This is a genomic window from Bacteroides sp. An19 (assembly GCF_002160215.1).
Lineage (GTDB): Bacteria > Bacteroidota > Bacteroidia > Bacteroidales > Bacteroidaceae > Phocaeicola > Phocaeicola intestinalis.
In genome coordinates, this window is sequence record NZ_NFKD01000135.1 from 1 (window position 1) to 1,356 (window position 1,356).

Here is a 1,356-nt window from a genome sequence, read left to right on the forward strand (position 1 = left end):
GTATTGCCGGATGACCCGAAGCCCGGCTTCCACCGCCTTCCTCCGCCCTTTCCGCTACGCTCCAAGGACGGAGGAAGGCGGTGGAGGAGTTGCACTTCTAACTTGACGGTGGGCTTTTTATAGAGCCTTTCAGTCATGTTTTCAGTACTTCCTAAGGAGTACTTCAGTACTGCCATGGAAGTACTGGAGTACTTTCAGGGAAGTACAGCTGTACTGGCTAAGGAGTACTGGAAAGTTAGAAACCTTCCTCAAATGATGTTTGTTCAGAAAGAGCTTTTGTTATCAAGTTGTATTCCTCAAACAAGAAAGCTCCTACTTCATCTTTCTTGTATCGTTTATATTCATAGTCTCTTTTTTCTGCATTGACCTCAAGTCTGATTTTCTTAATTCCTTTTTTTAATTTCTCAATATCTTCTTTGCTGATTTTATATTGAGCAATGATTGTATATCTGTGTATATTGTAGGTTAAAGAAACTACCTCACCTATGTTATCTTCCGCTTTCTCTTTGCAAAATAGTTTGATAACTTCATCATCATATAATTTGATGAGCATAGGAGAATCTTTAAACACGTAAAGGTTATTTAGGTCCGTTGTCACAGCCATTACGTCAAGTGTGTATTCTAAAGGTTCATTGCCCATTTGGGAAACGGATAATCCTAGTTCAAAATATAATTCGCTTTTTGTTGTATAAGAGGAGTTTTTTGTTGTTGAAATAAATCGGGAACCAGTCACCAGCCTTATACCATCGGATGTTTGCTGATTTGATTCAATAATAGGACATTGGTTATAAGCACCGAATAATCCTATTTTATAACCTTTTTCTTGAGCTACCATCGTAGTGAGGGACATCAATGTAGCCAATAGTATTAATAATAATTTCTTCATAGATATATTGTTTTAGTTTTCAGTCTCTGGTCTCCAAATCATATCTTTAAATCTTTCAACAGATTTTATCTCTATGTTAGGGAAAAATGTAGAATGCTCTGCTTTAATCAAACTTTCAATATGCATATTTTCGAATATATTGTATGTTGAATATAAACGCTCTGCATTAGGGAATAGCAACATATTGTAATAGAGTATGACTAATTCAGAAGAAGATAGCCCTGATTGAGCAAAAGCAAAGTAACTGTTAATTTTATTTTTTGCTTTCGTCTTTTCATTTTCATATTGGGGCGAATTAATATCAAGCTGGTTAAGCAAACTCTTTTTATAGTCATCTAGGTATTTAATTATATTAGAGTTTATGTAATTTAGATTTGTTATATATCGCGCATACGCGTACCTTTGCGACATGAATTACCACGACCATAAAGACAACAGCAAAAGTTTCCGTGCCTTGACGGGAGTTAGCC

General features: G+C 35.8%; 2 protein-coding genes. Both read right to left on the reverse strand.

The annotated features are described in order from the left end of the window. Positions 1-235 precede the first annotated feature (235 nt). A complete protein-coding gene (locus tag B5F25_RS20835) occupies positions 236-886 on the reverse strand; it encodes a hypothetical protein (protein ID WP_087251747.1) in 651 nt (216 codons plus the stop codon). A gap of 12 nt (positions 887-898) precedes the next feature. Beyond that, positions 899-1,204 (reverse strand): putative phage abortive infection protein, encoded by a 306-nt coding sequence (locus B5F25_RS20840; RefSeq protein WP_140407017.1) that lies wholly within the window; start codon positions 1,202-1,204, stop codon positions 899-901. Positions 1,205-1,356 lie beyond the last annotated feature (152 nt).

Coding starts and splice junctions, on each gene's coding strand:
- B5F25_RS20835 (WP_087251747.1), bottom strand. CDS start 886: ATGAAGAAATTATTATTAATACTATTGGCTACATTGATGTCCCTCACT.